This is a genomic window from Nocardioides pyridinolyticus (genome assembly GCF_054653575.1).
Genome location: NZ_BAAIFY010000005.1, coordinates 170,777 through 189,368, shown reverse-complemented (window position 1 = coordinate 189,368; position 18,592 = coordinate 170,777). Strand labels below are relative to the sequence as shown.

The 18,592-nt window shown below is 71.2% G+C and carries 22 protein-coding genes and 1 pseudogene; 13 read left to right on the top strand and 10 right to left on the bottom strand.

Translation table 11 applies throughout. The features are described 5' to 3' along the window. The first annotated feature begins 14 nt into the window (after positions 1–14). Positions 15–1,169 (top strand): M16 family metallopeptidase, encoded by a 1,155-nt coding sequence (locus ACYQ0U_RS06840; protein ID WP_459970875.1) that lies wholly within the window; start codon positions 15–17, stop codon positions 1,167–1,169. 6 nt (positions 1,170–1,175) lie between these two features. On the opposite strand, the gene ACYQ0U_RS06835 is transcribed toward ACYQ0U_RS06840, so the two are convergent. Beyond that, positions 1,176–1,976 (bottom strand): transglutaminase-like domain-containing protein, encoded by an 801-nt coding sequence (locus ACYQ0U_RS06835; RefSeq protein ID WP_459970873.1) that lies wholly within the window; start codon positions 1,974–1,976, stop codon positions 1,176–1,178. Between the two features lie 176 nt (positions 1,977–2,152). Here ACYQ0U_RS06835 and ACYQ0U_RS06830 point away from each other — a divergent pair, with 176 nt between their 5' ends. Next, positions 2,153–2,704: a hypothetical protein gene (locus tag ACYQ0U_RS06830; protein WP_459970871.1), complete on the top strand. Its 552-nt coding sequence runs from the start codon at positions 2,153–2,155 to the stop codon at positions 2,702–2,704. Between the two features lie 28 nt (positions 2,705–2,732). Here ACYQ0U_RS06830 and ACYQ0U_RS06825 read toward each other — a convergent pair whose 3' ends face one another. Continuing rightward, a complete protein-coding gene (locus ACYQ0U_RS06825; protein ID WP_459970868.1) occupies positions 2,733–3,827 on the bottom strand; it encodes a WD40/YVTN/BNR-like repeat-containing protein in 1,095 nt (364 codons plus the stop codon). Positions 3,828–4,002: 175 nt separating this feature from the next. On the opposite strand from ACYQ0U_RS06825, the pseudogene ACYQ0U_RS06820 reads away from it, so the two are divergent. From ACYQ0U_RS06820 to ACYQ0U_RS06795, 6 genes and pseudogenes are all read left to right on the top strand, one after another. Next, a pseudogene (locus ACYQ0U_RS06820) lies at positions 4,003–5,076 on the top strand (integrase core domain-containing protein); the annotation flags it as partial. 287 nt (positions 5,077–5,363) lie between these two features. Next, the gene (locus tag ACYQ0U_RS06815; RefSeq protein WP_459970866.1) at positions 5,364–6,626 is read left to right on the top strand and encodes an HNH endonuclease; all 1,263 of its coding nucleotides are present in this window, start codon (positions 5,364–5,366) and stop codon (positions 6,624–6,626) included. A 127-nt stretch (positions 6,627–6,753) separates the two neighbouring features. Beyond that, complete coding sequence (locus ACYQ0U_RS06810; RefSeq protein WP_459970863.1) at positions 6,754–7,506, top strand: hypothetical protein; 753 nt, start codon at positions 6,754–6,756, stop codon at positions 7,504–7,506. A 182-nt stretch (positions 7,507–7,688) separates the two neighbouring features. Next, positions 7,689–8,666 carry a hypothetical protein gene (locus ACYQ0U_RS06805; RefSeq protein WP_459970860.1) on the top strand — a complete coding sequence of 326 codons (978 nt, stop codon included), beginning with the start codon at positions 7,689–7,691 and terminating at the stop codon, positions 8,664–8,666. A gap of 103 nt (positions 8,667–8,769) precedes the next feature. Further along, positions 8,770–9,348 (top strand): RNA polymerase sigma factor, encoded by a 579-nt coding sequence (locus tag ACYQ0U_RS06800; protein WP_459970858.1) that lies wholly within the window; start codon positions 8,770–8,772, stop codon positions 9,346–9,348. After that, positions 9,348–10,202 carry a hypothetical protein gene (locus ACYQ0U_RS06795; RefSeq protein WP_459970856.1) on the top strand — a complete coding sequence of 285 codons (855 nt, stop codon included), beginning with the start codon at positions 9,348–9,350 and terminating at the stop codon, positions 10,200–10,202. Before ACYQ0U_RS06800 ends, ACYQ0U_RS06795 begins: the two co-directional genes overlap by 1 nt. 50 nt (positions 10,203–10,252) lie before the next feature. On the opposite strand, the gene ACYQ0U_RS06790 is transcribed toward ACYQ0U_RS06795, so the two are convergent. The 3 genes from ACYQ0U_RS06790 to ACYQ0U_RS06780 are packed head-to-tail and all read right to left on the bottom strand — an operon-like array spanning position 10,253 to position 11,972. Continuing rightward, positions 10,253–10,807 carry a hypothetical protein gene (locus tag ACYQ0U_RS06790; RefSeq protein WP_459970854.1) on the bottom strand — a complete coding sequence of 185 codons (555 nt, stop codon included), beginning with the start codon at positions 10,805–10,807 and terminating at the stop codon, positions 10,253–10,255. After that, positions 10,804–11,400, bottom strand: coding sequence for a transposase (locus tag ACYQ0U_RS06785; RefSeq protein WP_459970851.1), 597 nt, complete (start codon positions 11,398–11,400; stop codon positions 10,804–10,806). The genes ACYQ0U_RS06790 and ACYQ0U_RS06785 overlap by 4 nt, the downstream gene beginning before the upstream one ends. A gap of 56 nt (positions 11,401–11,456) precedes the next feature. Further along, on the bottom strand, positions 11,457–11,972 hold the full coding sequence (locus tag ACYQ0U_RS06780) for a class I SAM-dependent methyltransferase (RefSeq protein ID WP_459970847.1): 516 nt from the start codon (positions 11,970–11,972) through the stop codon (positions 11,457–11,459). A gap of 39 nt (positions 11,973–12,011) precedes the next feature. Here ACYQ0U_RS06780 and dapB point away from each other — a divergent pair, with 39 nt between their 5' ends. Then, entirely contained in the window at positions 12,012–12,755 is a 744-nt protein-coding gene (dapB, locus tag ACYQ0U_RS06775; protein ID WP_459970959.1) for a 4-hydroxy-tetrahydrodipicolinate reductase, read from the top strand. Between the two features lie 86 nt (positions 12,756–12,841). Then, entirely contained in the window at positions 12,842–13,261 is a 420-nt protein-coding gene (locus tag ACYQ0U_RS06770) for a M4 family metallopeptidase (protein WP_459970845.1), read from the top strand. A gap of 70 nt (positions 13,262–13,331) precedes the next feature. On the opposite strand, the gene ACYQ0U_RS06765 is transcribed toward ACYQ0U_RS06770, so the two are convergent. From ACYQ0U_RS06765 to ACYQ0U_RS06750, 4 genes are read right to left on the bottom strand one after another with little or no spacing between them, the layout of a single operon-like run. After that, complete coding sequence (locus ACYQ0U_RS06765; protein ID WP_459970843.1) at positions 13,332–13,634, bottom strand: AzlD domain-containing protein; 303 nt, start codon at positions 13,632–13,634, stop codon at positions 13,332–13,334. A gap of 7 nt (positions 13,635–13,641) precedes the next feature. Then, positions 13,642–14,331 (bottom strand): AzlC family ABC transporter permease, encoded by a 690-nt coding sequence (locus tag ACYQ0U_RS06760; protein WP_459970841.1) that lies wholly within the window; start codon positions 14,329–14,331, stop codon positions 13,642–13,644. Between the two features lie 10 nt (positions 14,332–14,341). Further along, positions 14,342–14,560, bottom strand: a complete 219-nt coding sequence (locus ACYQ0U_RS06755) for a hypothetical protein (protein ID WP_459970838.1) — start codon at positions 14,558–14,560, stop codon at positions 14,342–14,344. Between the two features lie 45 nt (positions 14,561–14,605). Further along, the gene (locus ACYQ0U_RS06750; protein WP_459970836.1) at positions 14,606–15,139 is read right to left on the bottom strand and encodes a GNAT family N-acetyltransferase; all 534 of its coding nucleotides are present in this window, start codon (positions 15,137–15,139) and stop codon (positions 14,606–14,608) included. Between the two features lie 30 nt (positions 15,140–15,169). On the opposite strand from ACYQ0U_RS06750, the gene ACYQ0U_RS06745 reads away from it, so the two are divergent. Beyond that, positions 15,170–16,183, top strand: coding sequence for an aldo/keto reductase family protein (locus ACYQ0U_RS06745; protein WP_459970834.1), 1,014 nt, complete (start codon positions 15,170–15,172; stop codon positions 16,181–16,183). Here ACYQ0U_RS06745 and ACYQ0U_RS06740 read toward each other — a convergent pair. Beyond that, entirely contained in the window at positions 16,180–16,776 is a 597-nt protein-coding gene (locus tag ACYQ0U_RS06740; RefSeq protein WP_459970832.1) for a DUF3043 domain-containing protein, read from the bottom strand. The genes ACYQ0U_RS06745 and ACYQ0U_RS06740 overlap by 4 nt on opposite strands. A gap of 74 nt (positions 16,777–16,850) precedes the next feature. Between ACYQ0U_RS06740 and ACYQ0U_RS06735 the strand changes: the two genes are divergently transcribed. Beyond that, entirely contained in the window at positions 16,851–17,654 is an 804-nt protein-coding gene (locus ACYQ0U_RS06735) for a PspA/IM30 family protein (protein WP_459970830.1), read from the top strand. Positions 17,655–17,678: 24 nt separating this feature from the next. After that, the gene (gene htpX / locus ACYQ0U_RS06730) at positions 17,679–18,590 is read left to right on the top strand and encodes a zinc metalloprotease HtpX (RefSeq protein ID WP_459970828.1); all 912 of its coding nucleotides are present in this window, start codon (positions 17,679–17,681) and stop codon (positions 18,588–18,590) included. Positions 18,591–18,592: the final 2 nt, after the last annotated feature.

The window sequence follows — 18,592 nt, the reverse complement described above, 5'->3', positions numbered from 1 at the left end:
CCGCGGCCATCGGCGTGTGGGTCGGCGTCGGCTCGCGCGACGAGTCGCCGGCCCTGCACGGCTGCTCGCACTTCCTCGAGCACCTGCTGTTCAAGGGCACGGGGGAGCGGTCCGCGCTGGACATCTCGATCGCGCTCGACGCGGTCGGCGGTGAGTTCAACGCGTTCACCGCGAAGGAGTACACCTGCTTCCACGCGCGGGTGCTCGACCAGGACCTGCCGCTCGCGGTCGACGTCCTCGGCGACATGATCACCGCGTCGACGCTGGACGCCGAGGACGTCGAGGCCGAGCGCGACGTGATCCTCGACGAGATCGCGATGCACGACGACGACCCCGACGACGTCGTGCACAACCTGTTCGCCGAGCAGGCCTGGGGCGACTCGCCGCTGGGCCGCCCGATCGCCGGCACCCATCGATCCATCCAGGCCCTGTCGCGCGCGCAGATCAAGCGCTTCTACCGGCGCCACTACACGCCCTCGAACGTCGTCATCGCGGCCGCCGGCAACGTCGACCACGCCGCGCTCGTGCGCCAGGTGAAGAAGGCGTTCGGCCGCCACGACTGGCTGGCCGGCACCGCCGCACCGGTCGCCCCGCGGCACGGCGCGCGCAAGAGGGTCACGCCCGGCGTCCTGGCGACCACCCGGCCGTTCGAGCAGGTCAACGTCGTCCTCGGCATGGAGGGCCTGGTCCGCGACGACCCCCGCCGCTTCGCGCTCGGCGTGCTCAACACCGCGCTCGGCGGCGGCACCTCCTCGCGGCTCTTCCAGGAGGTCCGCGAGCACCGCGGCCTGGCGTACTCCGTCTTCTCCTTCGCCTCCCACCACGCCGACTCCGGACTGGTCGGCGTCTCCGTCGGCTGCCTGCCGTCGAAGCTCGACGAGGTGCTGTCCGTCGTTCGCGACGAGCTCGCGAAGGTCGCCGCCTCCGGCCTCACCGCCGAGGAGCTCGCCCGCGGCAAGGGCCAGCTGCGCGGCGGACTCGTCCTCGGGCTCGAGGACTCCGCCTCCCGCATGTCGCGGCTCGGCAAGGCCGAGCTCGTCCACGACGAGCTGCTCAGCATCGACGAGGTCATGGACCGCATCGACGCCGTCACGCTCGAGGACGTCCGCGCGGTCGCCGCGCACGTGTTCACCAAGCCCGAGATCCTCGCGGTGGTGGGACCGGGCTGACCTCGGTCAGCGCAGGCTGACCAGCTTGTCCAGGTCGTCGTCGGGCAGCCCCGCGTCGGCGACGGCGGTGACCCGGGTCGAGTCGAGGTCGGTGCGGCCGGAGTTCGTGGTCATGAACGCCGTGTCGGCGGCGTCGCGCCCGGTCGCGATCCGCACGAGCGAGGAGCGCGGGGCGAGGGCGGTCGCGTCGACGACGTACCAGCCGCCGGAGACGTACGCCTCGACGACCGCGTGGAAGTCCATCGGGTCGCAGCCCGGCGCGTAGACGGCGGTGAGCCGCGCCGGGACGTCGAGCGCCCGGAGCAGCGCGATCACGAGGTGGGCGTAGTCGCGGCACACGCCGGCGCCGGCCAGCAGCGTCTCGGTCGCGCCGTCGGTCGGCCCGCTGCTGCCGGGGACGTACGACAGGCGTGTGCCGACCCACGACGAGACCGCCGTGAGCAGCTCGGCGTCGCGCAGGCCGGCGAACTCGGCCGCCGCGAAGTTGCCCAGCGTGTCCGACTGCACGTAGCGGCTGGGCCGGCGATAGAGCGAGATCTCGGCCAGCGACGGGTCCGGCACCTCGGCGACCCCGCGCACCCGCGCCTCGTAGGACACCTGCGTGGCGCCCTCCGGCAGCGTGACCAGGTGCAGGCGGCCGTCGTGCGGGGTGGCCACCTCGACGGTGGGCAGCTCACGCCCCTCGTGGAGCAGCGTCAGCCGCTCGGTGACCTCCAGGCCCGGCGTACGCGCCACGGCGACCTGGAGCTCCACCTCGGCCTCGCTGTGAGCGGTGACGACGAGCTCGCACCCCACGGTCCTGTCCATGGAGGCATCCTCACAGGCGGCGGCCGCAACTTTCCTGCCCGGGCGCGCATCTCCGCCGACTCCGACTCGAGGGTCGACTACGAACAGGCCTAGTCCACCCGGGCGATGCAACCGCCCTCGCTCCTCGTGCGTATGACCCGCGACGAACCCCTTCACACGAGAGAACGAGACGCACCATGCGCACCCCCATCGCCGCCGCAACCCTGGCGGCCGCCGCCCTCCCCATCGTGCTCGCCGGACCGGCGAACGCCGAGCGGTACGGCATCGACGACCCCGAGGACACCCACCACGGGTCCGACGTGCTGTCGCTGTCGGTCCGCAACGCGGGGGAGAGCATCGACATCACCACCCACCACCACAACCTGCGGCGGGACCCGGACACCGGCTCGGCCGGCGTCGTCTACCTCGACACCGACCGCACCGACCGGGGCCCGGAGTACGTCTTCGTCGGCGGCTTCTACGCCGGCACCGACTACACGCTGATGGACACCGAGGGCTTCGGCCGCCGGCAGTGGGGCCAGCCTCTCCGCCACGCGGACTACCTGATGCGGGTCGACTACCGCCACGACAACGTCCGCATCCGCCTCCACCGCCCCGGCGTCGGCGACCCGGACGCCGTCCGCGTCGCGGTGCGCGTGTCCGGCACCCGTACCGACGGCAGCTCCCGCGGGCTGGTCGACTGGGTGGGCAAGAAGAACGGCTTCACGCCCTGGATCGACCACGACTGATCGGTCCGTGCGCCGGGTGGGGCGCGTGTCAGCGGCTGACCCGCCCCACCCGGCCATCGCCGCCCGCCGCCCAGCAGGACCCGTCCTCGGTGCACTCGAGCGCGTGGTAGCCGGTCTCGCTGATCTGCTTCCAGCTGCGGCCGCCGTCGAGGCTGACGCTCGTGCCCATGACCTCGCCCGACTCCCCGGTCACGACCAGCCGGTGGCGGCGGCCGGGCAGGTAGGCGACGTCCTCGCCGAGGTGCGTCAGGTCACCGGCGTTGCGCCACGTGTTGCCCTGGTGCGTGGTCGCGACGGCGTCCGCTCCGTCTGCCGGGTCCGCGAAGTCGCCGCCGACGGCGACGCCCCTCTCCGGCGTACGGAAGGCGAGGGCGAAGACCCCGGCCGCGTCGCCAGGGGGGATCGTGGAGTCCGCCGCGGTCCAGGTGCGGCCGAAGTCGTCGGACCGGAAGATGCGCGCGGCGCCGCCGCCCGACCCGAAGTACGCCGAGCGGCCGGTCGTCACGAGGCAGTCACCGCTGGCGGCGAATCCGTACTCCGTCGGCGCGTCCGGCATCGCCCCGACCGGGAGCACGGTCCAGGAGCGCCCGAAGTCCTCGGTCGCGAGAATGCGGAACCTGCCGTCGACCGGATCGCTCACGACCAGTCCGCGCCGGCCGCCGGGGTAGAACGCCATGCAGTCGTAGAACGCCGCGGGATCGTCGTTGACGAAGACCGCGTCCCAGGTCGCCCCACCGTCGGTCGTCTTGTAGATCCGCGACGCATCGCCCGGGCCGACGGCCAGGACCACCGCCCTCCGCGCGCTGTTCGCTTCGATGTCGCGGAACAGCAGCCCCTCGGTGCCCTCGGGGCTGACGTCCTCCCAGGTCCGCCCGCCGTCGGTCGTGCGGAACACCTTCCCGGGGCGACCCTCGGTCGCGCTGCCACCCGCCACCCACGCCTTACGCCGGCCGACGGCGTCGAGACCGCGGAAGCTCTGGTCGGCATCGACGACGGTCTCGTGCCAGGAGAGCTTCCCGGCGTGGTGGTCGCCGTGAGGGCCGGAGCCGGCGTGCGCCGGGACGGCGGCGAGAGTGCTCGCGGCGAGCGCGGTGGACAGGAGGAGGGTTCCGAGACGGGTCATTCCAGCACCCTGCTCCCGCGGTCGCGAGGCTGTCCATACCCTGCTTCGGGGTCATACCCCACCCCTTGACCGGTCTTTTGTCATGTCGCAGGACATCGGTGACGAATCTCCATCAGGACATCGGTGACACTTTAAATCGTCTTGGTGGTGACACTTCTGCCCCGAGGCTTCGGCGGTGGCAGCCAGTGAACCCATCGATCCCCGTGTCCGTCTCGCGATCTCCCAGTGGCCCGATGACGCACCGCGCGGGGCGGTCTCGACGTTCTGTGCCGAGCACGGCATCTCCCGCAAGTCGTTCTACGAGCTGCGCAAGCGCGCCAAGACCGAGGGACCGGCCGCGGTGCTCGAGCCCCGCACCCGCCGACCGAAGACGAGCCCCTCGAAGCTGACCGAGGCGGTCAAGGCCCAAGCGGTTCAGGTGCGCGCGGCGCTCGAGGCGTCCGGGCTGGACCACGGGCCGATCAGCGTGCACGACAAGATGCACGCGATGGGCCTGGACGTGGTGCCCTCGGTCGCGTCGCTGGCTCGGATCTTCCGCGAGGCTGGCGTTGCCCGACTCGAGCCGAAGAAACGACCTCGCTCGGCCTGGCGGCGGTTCGTCTACCCGGCCCCGAACGCGTGCTGGCAACTGGATGCCACCGAGTACGTCCTGACCGGTGGCCGCAAGTGTGTGATCTTCCAGCTCATCGACGACCACTCCCGCTACGCCGTGGCGTCCCACGTCGCCTGGGGCGAGACCGTCATGGACGCGATCAAGGTGGTCGACAAGGCCATCGCCGCCCACGGTGTCCCGCAACGGCTGCTGTCCGACAACGGACTCGCGCTCAACCCCTCGCGGCGCGGGTACCTGGGCCAACTCGTCGACCACGTGTCGCGGCTTGGGGTCGAGCCGATCACCGGGAAGCCGTACAAGCCGACCACCCAGGGCAAGAACGAACGCTTCCACCAGACTCTGTTCCGCTACCTCGACAAGCAGCCGCTTGCCGAGTCGCTGGCCGAGCTGCAGGCTCAGGTCGACGCCTTCGACCACATCTACAACACCGAACGTCCGCACCAAGGGCTACCGGGCCGCGTCACACCGTTGGCGGCATGGGAAGCAACACCGAAGGCCAACCCGCCCCGCCCCAGCACTGATCAGAAGCCATGGTTCGAGCGGCCCGTGCCGCAGCGGTACATGCACCCGCAACCACCCCCGCCGGCCGAGCTGCCAGCCGACACCCGCATCCGGAAGGTCAGCACCGGCGGCACCGTTCACGTGGACAAGGTCTTCTACAAGATCGACGTCGACCACGCCTTCAAACAGGTCCTCGTCATCACCGAGGGCACTCAGCCCGGAGACAAGATCACCATCACCGACCTGCAAGGCGAGATCCTCGCCGAACACGTCCGACCCGCCGTCGGGATCAGCTACGTCGGCAACGGCCGACCACCCGGAACACGTCCGAAGAACCCCCAAGTGTCACCGAAGTCCTGACACATCAGGTGTCACCGAAGTCCTGATGCAGAACTGTCACCCATGTCCTGAGACATCACACGATGCTCCGCCAGGTGGGGGCCACCACGGCCCACCTGGCGGGGCTGGACGCCGCCGGGATGTCGGACTCCGAGCGGATCGACCTGCTCCGCGCCCTCGAGGAGCTGAAGTGCGCGGCCGAGGCTGCCCAGGCAGAGGTCACGGCCGGCCTCGACGAGACGGCCCCGTCCGACCACGGCCTCACCGCCCAGGTCGCGCTCGCCCGGCGGGAGTCGCCGCACCGCGGCCGGCAGCACCTGAGCCTCGCCCGCGTGCTGCGCGAGCTGCCGCACACCCGTGCCGCCTTCCGCGCCGGCCGCATCCCGGAGTGGCGGGCGACGCTCATCGCCCGCGAGACGGCCTGCCTGACCCGCGAGGACCGCGCCACCGTCGACCGCGCGATCGCCGGCGACCCCGAGGCGCTGGAGGGCTACTCCGACCGCGTCCTGCTCGGTGAGCTGCGCAAGCTCGCCGCCCGTCTCGACCCTGCTTCCGTGGCCGAGCGCCGCCGCCGGGCCGAGGCCGAGCGCCGCGTGACCGTCCGGCCCGCGCCCGACACGATGGCCTACCTGACCGTGCTGCTCCCCGTGGCGCAGGCCGTGGCGGCGTACGCCGCCCTCGCCGCCGAGGCCGACTCGGCGATCGCGGCGGGGGACCGGCGTGGCCGAGGACAGGTCATGGCCGACGCCTTCGTCTCGCGCGTCACCGGCGCTCCGACCGTCGGCGGCCGACCCGTCGTCCCGGTCGCCCTCGGCCTGGTCATGACCGACCAGGCCCTGTTCGCCGGTGCCCACGACACCGCCCACCTCGCCGGCCACGGACCGGTTCCCGCCGAACTCGCCCGCGAGCTGCTCGCCGACTCCCTCGACGCCGGCTCCCGCGTCTGGCTGCGCCGCCTCTACACCCACCCGGCGACCGGTGAGCTCGTCGCGATGGACTCCCGCCAGCGGCTCTTCCGCGGCCAGCTCCGCGCGTTCCTCGACCTCCGCGACCAGTTCTGCCGCAACCCCTGGTGCAACGCCCCGATCCGTCACCGCGACCACGTCACCGGCATCGCCGCCGGCGGCGCGACCTCGGCCGACGAGGGCCAGGGCCTCTGCCAGGCCTGCAACCACGCCAAGCAGGCCACCGGCTGGCGCGCCCGACCTCGCCCCTCGCCCGGCCACCTCGTCGAGACCACCACCCCCACCGGGCACATCTACCGGTCCGGCGCGCCGCCGCTGCTCGGGTTGCGGGTCGGTGCCTATCAGCAGGTCGACGAAGGTCGATGGGTGCTGGTGGCCTGAGCGCGCACGCATAGAGCGGCGGAATGATGCCGCCCTTCGGCGTGGCCGAGTTCTTCCGGTGATGGCGGCATGCGCTGGCTTAGGGTTGAGCGTCCAGCCACCCGGCGTTAGACCAATTGGAGCTCACGTGTCCCGTCCGATGTACCGATTTCTCGCTGCCTGCGGTGTGTTCGCTGTTCTCGCCGGTGCAGTGGCCGGGTGCGGAGAGGACCGGCCCGACCGGGCGGTGACTGTCGACCCGAAGGGATCCGCCTCGAGCGGCACGGACGCCTCAGGAGAAGAAGAAGCCGCGGTTCCTCAGAGCTCGGCGGGTGACCAGCTGACCGAGGCTCAGATCGATGCCGCGCTCCTGACAGTTGGCGATCTGCCCAGCGGGTGGACAAAGTCGCCGGAAGAAGCGGACGACGACAGCGAGGACACGATCGAGCCGGCCCGGTGCCAAGAGGTCATTGACGCACTCGACGACAGCTCGAGCGATGCGGCCACTGAGGGGGAGGCGAACTTCAACAGGGGAGGGGCGTTCGGCACCATCATGTCGGAGACCATCTCGAGCTACGCGGACGAGGTGGATGCGGACGTCGTCCAGCACATCGCCGACGCCTTCTCTGACTGCCCAACCTTCACCAGCACCGATGCTGACGGTGAGGTGAGCAAGGTGACGGTGTCGCCGATGTCCTTCGCAAACCTCGGTGATCAGACACTCGCGGTCGCGATGTCATTCGAATCCTCGATGTTCACCGTGCAGGTGAATGTGGCCTACGTGGTCATCGGCCACAACGTGCTGGCGCTGATCAACGGCGGCGTCGGTGGTGCGGACGGCGCCGAGTTGGAGAAGTTCGCGAAACTGGCGGTCTCCAAGCTCGAGGACACCACCGCCTGACGCTCAGAATTGATTCGGCGGAGCCCGTACCCCTGCGGGCGCCCGTGGCGATGTAGTGGCTGAGTGAGCGTGGGGCCTCGCTCCTGCATGGGGCGAACCCCGTGCAGACGGCGGAACATCCCTGGGAGGGAAGAATGAACAGTGTTGTGCGCGTGGTCGGGGGGGTGGTCACCCTGTGTCTGATGGTTCTGGGCATGCCGGCGGCCGCAGCCGGGACCCAGCTCGACCGCGTCGGTGACTTCGACGCCGACAAGATGTCGGTTCGCATCGACAAAGCAGGAGGTGCCCGCTGGGTCGAGGTGAACGGCCGCACCCGGGTCGTCCTCGTCGACAAGGCGGGCAAGCGCGTCCGGGGCGACGTCAACGACCTCGTGCGCGGGGCTCGGGTGCTCGGCTCGAAGATCGCGGGCGGCAAGGCGCGTGCCGTCTCGCTCAAGGTGCTGGGCGCCACTGGCGGCACCGACTGCTCCTTCGACTCCTCGGAGAACGACGGTGACGAGGTCGGGGAGGACGACTCGTTCGACTGCTCGCACGACTACGACGACGGTGAGGTCGCGACCGAGAGCGACTGCACCTATGACTCCTCGTTGGACGGCCCGGCGAACGACTGGTCGACGGACACGTCCTGGGACTGTTCCTACTCCGAGTCCGCGGACGACGACCGCGACAGCCTCGAGTGGAGCTGCGGCTACGAGGCGTCTGCGGGTGGCGAGGAGGAGTCTGGTGCGGGCGAGGTTGAGGCCGAGCTGGAGTTCGAGTGCGAGTGGAGCGGCGCCAGCACCGACTCGGTCCTGTGGAACTGCAAGTTCCAGCGTGGTGTCTTGGGCTTCGCGTGCGTCTCGGCGCAGCTGGGCCAGGAGTTCGGCTACACCATCGATCTCGCTGACGCTCGGTTCGACGGCGGCATGGACTTCGCCGAAGACGTCGTGACCGACGAGGGCCCAGCTCCTGGTGGCGTCGGCTGCGAGGGCAGTGCCGCCGCCGGCTACGAGTGCGAGGTCGAGGGCGAGATCGGTGCGGGTGACTGCGAGGTCGAGTGGTCCTTCGACCGCGCCAGGGCCAGCGAGGAGGGCGAGGTCAGCGGCGAGCTGTCGTACTCCTGCTCCTGGGAATCCGATTCTGACTCTGAGTCCGACGGCGAAGACGCTGAGTCCGACTGACCCTCACCCCGAACCGGGTGACCCCGTCGCGCTTCCCCCGGTCGGGCGGGGTCACCCCTGAGAAAGTGTCAAGAGTGCCGGGTGGAAGGCCGATAGAGCAGCCGTGGACCACGTGGACTTCGGTGACGTGCTGGCTGCCGCGCGGTCGGGCGCACCGTGGGCGTGCACCGAGATCTGGAGCCGCTACGCCCCTGGGGTCGCCGCGTTCCTCCGCGCTCGTGGGTCCGCCGAGGCCGACGATCTGACGAGCGAGGTGTTCATCGCCGTGTTCACGACCTTGGAGGGCTTCTCCGGCGACGAGGCGGCCTTCCGCGGGTACGTGTACACGCTTGCCTACCGCCGCTGGGTCGACGAGGTGCGTCGACGGTCCCGACGGCCGGCCGAGACCGAGTGGTCCCCGGGACACGACGGCCGGCAGACCGACAGCGCCGAGCAGGACGCGGCGGAACGAGAAGGCACGGCGTGGGCGCGTCGGATGATCGAGACCCTGTCGCCCGAGCAGCGCGATGTACTGCTGCTCCGGATCTTCGCCGACCTCACTATCGAGCAGGTGGCGCACCTGATGGGGAAGCGGGTCGGAGCGGTGAAGGCGCTCCAACGTCGTGGACTGGCGACGCTCCGCAGGAGAATGGCGGCATCCGAGCCGCTGGGCCTCGATGCGCTGATCGAGGAGACGTCGTGATGAGCCGTCGGAGCAGCACCGACCTCACGACTCGTATGCGAGAGCAGGCAGCCGGTCTAGGAGAGGTCCACGACCCTGCACTGGCGGCGCTCACGCGGATCCGGGATTCCTACTTGGCGGTCCCGGGCCCGCCTCCCTCCGCCGAGGTCGAAGGCTTCCTGGCGGGGGAGCGGCCTCTGGCGGTCGGCCAGCCGGCTGGCCGACCTTTGCGCACGTCGAGATGGCGTCGGGCGGTCGCCTGGCTCGTAGGGGCGGGGCTGGCTTGGCAGGTCGGGTTGGGCTCGACCGCCGCGTTCGCTGTGGTCACGAGCGTGGGCATCGCCGGGTCGCTGCCCGCACCGGCGCAAGAGGTCTTCGACAAGGTGCTCACCACGTTGTCGCCGTTCGACCGCGCACCCAAGCACGACCGCCAGACCCACGAGCCGGACGGGGACGACCCCCGTCGCAAGGCACCGCAGCCGACGGATCTGGAGACACGCGGCCCCGTCGAGGGAGTGGGTTACGCGGGAGAGACCGACGAGGAGCTCCGGCAGCCCGGGTCTAGCCCGGACTCGACCGAGCCCGCCCCGGGCGCCGACGCGCCGGACGACACCGACGTCCGAGTCCCGCACGGCGGGGGACAGCCAGCCACGCCGCCGAGCCCGGGGGGCGGTCCGCACCCTGTCCAGCCGCCGGGCTCCGGCGACGAGGAGGGGCCGGACGAAGGCGAGGACGCCGAGGCGCCGGAGGAGCCCGACGAGGAGGACGAGTCTGAAGACGACGAGTCCGAAGATGACGAGCCTGAGGACGACGGCGAACTCGAGGAGGACGACGAGCCCGAAGAAGACGACGAGCTCGAGGAAGACGACCGGTAGCGGCGACCTTCCGTGTCGAGAGGATCGTCGGGGCGGACAGACCGCCCAGCCTAGCCCACCGGCACCACAACCCCCGCACATCCACACGCCCACAGGACCGACGCGAACGTCCCGATGATGAACCGCTCGGCGGCGCCGGTGTGCACGCCGGCCTCGGCGGCGCGGAGCTCGGGGTAGCGGCCGAGGCCCTTGAGGGCGAGGACGACGGCCAGGCCCTCGGGCCAGCCGGCGACGAGGGTGGCGTAGACGGCGAGGCGCTCGAGGGCGCCGATCCAGGCGCCGCCGCGCAGGACGTGGCCGGCCTGCTGCATGGAGTCGGCGGGGAGCTCGCGGCGGTCCACGAGGTCGAAGACGAGCGAGGTGACCGGTCCGCCGCCGGCGACGGCGAGCAGCCCGCCCAGGGCGAGGATGAGGATCATCTGCCCGTCGCCGATGGCGACCTCCTCGCCGACCGTGGCGGCCATGGCGACTGCGGCGAGGAGCAGGCCCAGGGAGGCGGGGGCCCAGATCCGCCGGGCGAGGGGCGAGGTCCAGGCGACACCGGCGGCGACGACGCCGAACGTCATCAGCGCCATGGCGAGGAACGTGCGGTCCGACGGGCTCATGAGGGGTCCTTCCCGAGCAGGCAGGCGGTGAGGTCGGTGGCGAGCTCACGGGCGCGGCGGGCCTCGATGATCCCGGCGGCCGCGGCCCGCTGGCTGACGGCGGAGGGGGAGATGCCCAGGCGGCGGGCGATCTCGTCGTACTGGAGGCCCTCGGCCGCCAGGTCGGCGACCTCCCACCCCCGAGAGGTACGCCGGGCGAGGACTGCCGCCCAGAGCCAGAGCGTCGTCTCGAGCCGGCGGGCCCACGGGGAGTCGCCGACCACGCGCAGGTGCCAGGGCGAGCTCTTCGCGGCGGTGACCGCCTCGCGGGCGTTCAGGTAGGCCGGACCTCGGCCCGACCGGGCGGAGGCGGGGAGCGGAGTCTCGACGTCGCCGACGCCGATGCCGATGTGCCAGGCGTCCTCGCGCAGCAGCAGCTCGACCGCCGTCGGCAGGGCGAGGGGGGAGTCGAGCACGCCCTGGATCTCGTCGCCCACGGTCTGCTCGAAGGGCCGCAGCACCGGCACGGGCGCGAGCAGCGAGACGACCGACGGCACCCGGTCCGCCGACGTGCGGCTGCCGCGCTGGTCCACGGTGAGCACGAGCACGGCCATGGATCGAGGCTAGTTCAGGGAATAACCTAATTCAAGGTCACTTCAGGAAATCATCTTCAGCGGCGGCCGATGATGCCCACGACCGGCGGGGCCTTCTGGTCCACGACCGAGACCCGGAAGCCGGCCTCCTGGAGCGCGGCCGACGCCTTCTTCACCATGGTCGGCACCAGCTCGGGCCGGGCGGCCTCGTAGAAGAGGTAGACCGCGCCGCCGGGCACCACGCGCTCGTGCAGCAGCGCCATCTCGTCGTGGCAATCGCGGACCCAGAAGAGGTTCACGTTGAACGCGAACACCTTGTTCAGCCGCTTCACCGGCACCCGCAGCGTGGCCAGGTCGATCTGGCGCACGGTCAGCCGCCCGGACTCCACGAACCGCGCGCAGCGGCGCTTGGTCCGGTCGACCCCGGACTCGGAGCGGTCGATCGCGAACAGCTTGCCCGTCTCGAGCCGCTCGCAGATCAGCTCCGCCGCGGCTCCCGGACCACAACCGATCTCGAGCACGTGGTCGTTCGGCTGGACGTCCATGACGTCCACTGCCCAGCGGATCCGCGGCGGGATGGTCTGCAGCGCCATGGCCCTAGCCTGCCAGATAGGTTGATCACCGTGAGTCAGCTGCTGGTGGGTGTGCTCGGTGCACGCGGCAAGGTCGGGTCCGAGGTGTGCCGTGCGGTCGAGGCCGCCGAGGACATGGAGCTGGTCGCCGAGATCGACGCCGGCGACGACATCGAGGCACTGGTCAGCGCGGGCGCCCAGGCGGTCGTCGACTTCACCCACCCCGACGTGGTCATGGACAACCTGGAGTTCTGCATCGACCACGGCATCCACGCCGTCGTCGGTACGACGGGCTTCGACGAGTCCCGCCTGGCGACCCTGCGCGGCTGGCTGGAGGACGCGACCGGCACCGGCGTCCTCATCGCCCCGAACTTCTCCATCGGCGCGATCCTGATGATGCGCTTCGCGGCCGTCGCCGCGCCGTACTACGAGTCCGTGGAGATCATCGAGCTCCACCACCCCACCAAGGCCGACGCCCCCTCCGGCACCGCCCGGCGTACGGCGGAGATCGTGGCCGCGGCCCGGCGCGAGGCCGGCCTCGGCCCGGTGCCGGACGCGACGTCGACCGGCCTGGACGGCGCGCGCGGCGCCGACGTGGACGGCATCCACGTGCACGGTCTGCGGATCCGCGGGATGGTCGCCCACCAGGAGGTCATCCTGGGCGGCGTGGGGGAGACGCTCACGATCCGGCACGACTCGATGGACCGCGCGTCGTTCACGCCGGGCGTCCTGACCGGGCTGCGCGGGATCGCCGAGCACCCCGGCCTCACGGTGGGGCTGGAACACTTCCTCGATCTCGGCTGATCGGCCGCAAGATCTGCAGGTTCGTGCAGTGCACGGATTCGCAGGTGACGGGTGCGTGACGCCGTCGTTGGGCCGGGCGAGGCTCTATGCCTCACCCTCCACACGAAGGATCAGCACATGCGCAGAATCCCGGGCGCCGCATCCCTCGCCGTCCTCGCCCTGGCAGCTCGCCGAACTGCTGGAGCTCGAACACCAAGAACCTCGACGTCCACTACTCCTCGGGCGTGGGCAACCACTTCTTCTACCTGCTCGCCGAGGGCTCGGGCGCCAAGACGATCGGCGGGGTCGCGCACAACAGCACCACGTGCAACGGCTCCACGATCACCGGCATCGGCCGGACCGCCGCCGCGGCGATCTGGTACCGCGCGCTGACGGTCTACATGACGTCGAGCACGAACTACGCAGGTGCCCGCACCGCCACGCTCAACGCGGCGCGCGACCTGTACGGAGCCAGCAGCACGCAGTACTCCACCACTGCCGCTGCCTGGAGCGCGGTCAGCGTCTGACCGCGACGGGGGGCCACAGGGGTCCGCGGCCACGGAAACCCGCGGGCCCCTGTGCACGCCCTCGATGTACCTAGAACAGCAGGCGCGTGACCGCCGCGACGATCGCAGCGCCGAAGACCACCACGAGGAACGGCGCCCGTAGCAGGAGCAGCACCACGGCCACGCCGAGCCCGAGGGCCCGGGCGTCGAGCACGATGGAGTGGCCGTGGGAGAACACCTGCACCGCGACCAGCGCGGACAGCAGCGCGACCGGGATCAGGTCGGCGACCCGCTCGACCAGCGGCCTCTCGAGGAGGTGCGGCGGCACCGACAGCCCGCCCAGCTTGAGCAGGTAGCAGCCGAGCGCGGCGAGCAGCACCGCCGTCCACATCATCGGGGGATCACCGGCCCGGCCCCTTCATCAGCACTCCCGCGATGAGGGCCACGCCGGCCGCCGCGAGCACGGGTACGCCGGCCGGCACGATCGGCACGATGCCCAGCGCGACCGCGGCCGCGGCGAGCGCCACGAGGCGGTTGCTCCGGCGGTGCAGCCGGGGCCAGAGCAGCGCGAGGAACGCGGCACCGACGGCGGCGTCCAGGCCGTAGCGGCGCGGGTCGCCGAGCGCGTTGCCGGCGACCGCGCCGGCGAGCGTGGCGACGTTCCAGAGCACGAAGATCGAGACGCCGGTGGTCAGGAAGCCCAGCCGGGCCGCGGCCCGGGACCGGCGGGTCACCGACATCGCGGTGGACTCGTCGATGAGCACGTGCGCGGCCAGCACCCGCTCGATGCCGCGGAAGGCGAGCAGCGGCGCGAGGCGCAGGCCGTAGAGGGTGTTGCGGGTGCCGAGCAGCAGCGCGGTCGCCGCGCCCGACAGGGGAGCGCCGCCGGCCGCGACCACCCCGACGAGCGCGAACTGGCTCGCGCCGGTGAACATCAGCAGCGACAGCGCGCAGGTCTGCCAGACGGTCAGCCCGGAGGCGACCGAGACCGCCCCGAAGGAGACGCCGTACGCACCGGTGGCGATGCCGACGCCGAGGCTGTCGCGGATGATCGTCCGCCGCTCGGTCTCGGGGAGCAGCGCTTCGGTCACCGGCAGAACACTAGTGGCGACGTACTCTGACCGGCCGCGCGCGGTGGTGGAAGTCGTGCAGCAGCACGTAGTCGAGGACCAGGCCGGCGAGGAGACCCCAGCCGACGCCGGCGGCGATGCCGGCGGTCGTGCTGGTGACGGTCACCAGCCACATCCCGGAGAGCATCCCGACGGCGAGCGCGATGGCGATGACGAGGAGCCGGTGGAGCTTCGGCAGAGGACCGAACACGAGATCCATCCTGAACCTCATCCCGTGGAAATCAATAGCCGCGAGCTAGGAGATCGCTGTGTGCAGCCGGACCTGCTTGACCAGGGTGGTCCCGGTACCGTCGAGGTCGAGCTCGCGGTGGGCCTGGTCGGGGGCCCAGCCGGCGGCGGTGAGGAACCCGCGCAGGGCGTCGTCGGAGGCGATCGCCCACAACACCGCCCGGTTGAAATGGTCGGCCTGGAGGGTGTCGACGGCCGCCTGGAGCAGCCGCGAGCCGTGCCCGAGCCCGCGCTTGTCCGGATCGACGTTGAGCTCGAACAGCTCGCCGTCGGAGACCGGGTCGCAGTCGGGGTCGGACGCGGGGGAGGTGATCGCGAAGCCGACGACGGTGTTGCGCTCGAGCGCGACGAGCACGCGGTTGCGGGCGTCGCGGGGTCGGGAGAGCGACGCGTGCCAGGCCGCGGCGGCCGCCGCCACGTCGTCGGGCAAGGTCTCGGGCGGTACGACGCCGGCGTACGTCTCCCGCCAGGCGCGCAGCTGCACCTCGGCGATGGCGGGCGCGTCGTCGGCCCAGGCGATGCGCACCGACACGTCAGTCATGCCGAACATCCTGTCAGTAGGCTCGCGGGCATGGAGATTCGCAACCTCGGCAGGAGCGGCCTCAAGATCTCGGCGATCGCCTACGGCAACTGGCTCACGCACGGCTCGCAGGTGGAGGAGGAGTCCGCGATGGCCTGCGTGCGGCAGGCGCTCGAGGAGGGCATCACCACCTTCGACACCGCCGACGTCTACGCGAACACCCGCGCCGAGTCCGTGCTCGGCCGCGCGCTGAACGGCGAGCGCCGCGAGGGCCTCGAGATCTTCACCAAGGTCTACTGGCCGACCGGTCCCGGCGCGCACAACGACCACGGCCTGTCGCGCAAGCACATCATGGAGTCGATCAACGGCTCGCTGAAGCGGCTCGGCACCGACTACGTCGACCTCTACCAGGCGCACCGGTACGACGACGAGACGCCGCTCGAGGAGACCATGGAGGCCTTCGCCGACGTGGTCCGGCAGGGCAAGGCGCTCTACATCGGCGTCTCGGAGTGGCGCGCCGATCAGATCCGCGAGGCGCACCGGCTGGCGCGCGAGCTCCGCATCCCGCTGGTGTCGAACCAGCCGCAGTACAACATGCTCTGGCGAGTGATCGAGACCGAGGTCGTCCCGACCTGCGAGGAGCTCGGCATCGGTCAGGTCGTGTTCTCCCCGATCGCGCAGGGAGTCCTCACCGGCAAGTACGTCGCCGGGCAGGCGCCGCCCGAGGGCTCGCGCGCCACCGACGAGAAGGGCGGCGCGACGATGATCGGCCGCTGGATGCGCGACGAGGTCCTCGAGCGGGTCCAGCAGCTCAAGCCGATCGCCGACGAGGCCGGGCTGACCATGGCGCAGCTGGCCGTCGCGTGGACGCTCCAGAACCCGAACGTCTCGGCTGCGATCGTCGGCGCCAGCCGGCCCGAGCAGGTCACGGACAACGCCCGCGCCGCCGGCGTACGCCTCGACGCGGCGACGCTGAAGGCGATAGACGAGGTCGTCGAGCCGCTGGTCGAGCGTGACCCGGACAAGACCCAGACCGCGCGCCGCGCGGACCTGATGAAGCGTTAGCGGTACTGCTCCGGCAGCTGCTGGCCGATCTTGACCTGCGCCTTGGGCAACCGCATGAACTTCATCTGGAGCGCGCGGGTGAGGGCGTAGTAGGTGACGCCCTTGGTGCTGGCCTCGGGGAAGCGGCGCGCGTACTCGCGCCGGACCCGCCAGCGCAGGAGGATCATGTCCATGATCACCAGCAGCACGGTGACCATGAGGATGGTGTTGCCGATCCGGGCCAGGCTCTCGTTGCCGGAGTAGCCCAGGATCATCGTGACCAGCAGCAGCGGGATCACCAGCTCGATGAGCGAGAAGCGGGAGTCCACGAAGTCGCGGAGGAACCGGCGCTCCGGGCCACGGTCGCGCGCGGGGTAGTAGCGCTCGTCGCCCGTCTTCATGGCCTGGCGCACCGTGCGGCTCGACTCCGCGCGGGAGGCGCGCTGCGCGGCCGCCTGCTCCTTGCGGGTCCGCGGCGTCCTCGCGCGCGCCTTGGCGGCTGCCTCCGCCTCCTTGCGGGTCGGCGTGGGCCGGCCCTTGCCGCCGACCTTGGTCGGGGTGGGCTCTGCAGACGACTGGGGGGCGGGGGCTGCTGACTTGCTGCGACCGAACAACGTAGGGGCCTCACGGACGTACGACGGGAACGACTCCAGACTACCGGTGGGGGCGTTCGTCTAGTCTGTGCGGCATGGGACTCTGGCAGCGCTTCACGTTGATCTTCAAGTCGAAGGCGAGCAGGGCGCTCGACCGCGCGGAGGACCCGCGCGAGACGCTCGACTACAGCTACCAGAAGCAGCAGGAGCTGCTCGCGAAGGTGCGCCGCGGCGTCGCTGACGTCGCCACCAGCCGCAAGCGCGTCGAGCTCCAGATCAACCAGCTCGAGCAGCAGGGCGCCAAGCTCCAGGACCAGGCCCAGAGAGCCATCACGATGGAGCGCGAGGACCTGGCCCGCGAGGCGCTGACCCGCAAGTCCGGTCTCAGCACCCAGATCAACGACCTCAAGGCGCAGCACGCCCAGCTCCAGGCCGAGGAGGAGAAGCTCACGCTCGCGCAGCAGCGGCTCCAGGCCAAGGTGGAGGCGTTCCGCACGCGCAAGGAGACGATCAAGGCGACCTACACCGCCGCCGAGGCGCAGACGCGCATCAACGAGGCCATGTCCGGCATCGGCGACGAGCTCGGCGACGTCGGCCAGGCCGTCCAGCGCGCCGAGGACAAGACCGCGCAGATGCAGGCCCGCGCGGGCGCCATCGACGAGCTGATCGCCTCCGGCGCGCTCGACGACGTGACCGCCGCCCCGGGAGACGACATCTCCCGCGAGCTCGACGCGCTCAGCTCCCAGGCCGACGTCGAGGCCGAGCTGGCCGCGCTCAAGGCCGGCAAGCAGCCGCCGCCCCCGCAGGCGATCGAGCCCGCCGAGGACGGCGGCGACATCCTCCGGGCCGAGCCCGACGCCGTCGAGCAGCCGCGCTCCGAGGGCAACCAGGCGCCGTAACCAGGACTCGGCAAGAATCGGATCATGGCTCGATCCCGTTTCGTCGGCGACAGGGGGCTCACCGCGCGGATGACCTCGGTCATCTTCCTGCTCGGTGCGCTCTTCGTCGGCATCATCGCGCTGCTGATCGCGATCCTCCCGGTGGGCTGGGCGCCGTTCATCGCGATCATCGGCCTCGGCGTGGTGTGGTTCCAGTGGTACAACTCCGACACCGTCGCCATGAAGGCGATGCGCGCCCGTGAGGTCAGCCCGGAGCAGGCCCCCGAGCTGCACGAGATGATCAACCGCCTCTGCGCGCTCGCGGACATGCCCAAGCCGCGCGTCGGGATCGCCGACACCGACCTGCCCAACGCCTTCGCCACCGGCCGCTCACCGAACCGCTCGGTCGTGGTCGTGACCACGGGCATCCTGCGCCGGCTCGACGCCGAGGAGCTCGAGGGCGTGCTCGCCCACGAGCTCTCCCACGTCGCCCACCGCGACGTGCTCGTGATGACCGTGGCGTCGTCGGCCGGCATCGTCGCGGCCATGCTCAGCCGCGGCGCGCAGTACGGCGCGATCTTCGGCGGCGGCCGCCGCGACAACAACAACGGCCTGCCGGTCTGGCTGATCGTGCTCGTGGTCAGCCTGATCACCTACGCCGTCAGCTTCCTGCTGCTCAAGCTGCTCTCGCGCTACCGGGAGCTCTCGGCCGACCGGGCCGCGGCCTACCTGACGATGAAGCCGCACGCGCTGGCCTCCGCGCTCCAGAAGATCACCGGCGACATCAACCAGATCCCCGACCGCGACCTGCGCCAGTCGCAGGCGATGAACGCGTTCTTCATCGCCCCGGCCGTCCGCGGAGTCTCGCTGCGTACGCTGACCTCGACCCACCCGACCCTCGAGCAGCGGCTCGAGCAGCTCGCGCGGATCCAGGCCGAGCTCAACCGGCCGGTCTGACG